The 481-nt window shown below is 54.9% G+C and carries 1 rRNA gene; it reads right to left on the bottom strand.

What is annotated here, in order from left to right:
• Positions 1-419: 419 nt before the first annotated feature.
• A 16S ribosomal RNA gene (locus QSK25_RS45260) occupies positions 420-481 on the bottom strand; the annotation flags it as partial.

Below are 481 nucleotides of genomic sequence, written 5' to 3'. Positions count from 1 at the left end.
GACTTTTCGCAGTCTCCTACGTCCTTCATCGGCTCCTGGTGCCAAGACATCCACCGTATGCCCTTACTAACTTGCTACAAAGATGCTCGCATCCACTGTGCAGTTCTCAAAGAACAATCAGATCCACTTGCTCGACTGCGGGTGCCGGCCTGATCCCATGACCAGGTGGTTCATCCGCGGCTAAGTGGCCGATCACTGAAAGACACTAAGCGTGTTCTCTCAGGACCCAACAGCGTACCGATCTGTTCATCCAGCCCTCACGACACCTTTCCACGCTCCGAAGAGCAGTACTCACTGTCGTGACAACCGAACGTCTAGCCAGCCAGCATCCACTAATGAGCCCACCCAGCATCGAGGCTGGTGTGGTTCTGACCGATGCTCGGAACGTTTGCCCAAGATCATCGGTAGATGCTCCTTAGAAAGGAGGTGATCCAGCCGCACCTTCCGGTACGGCTACCTTGTTACGACTTCGTCCCAATCG

Source organism: Lentzea sp. NBRC 102530 (assembly GCF_030269365.1).
In the GTDB taxonomy this organism is placed as follows: Bacteria; Actinomycetota; Actinomycetes; order Mycobacteriales; family Pseudonocardiaceae; genus Lentzea.
The sequence above is the reverse complement of the archived record's forward strand: the minus strand, read 5'-3'. Positions and strand labels throughout refer to the sequence as shown.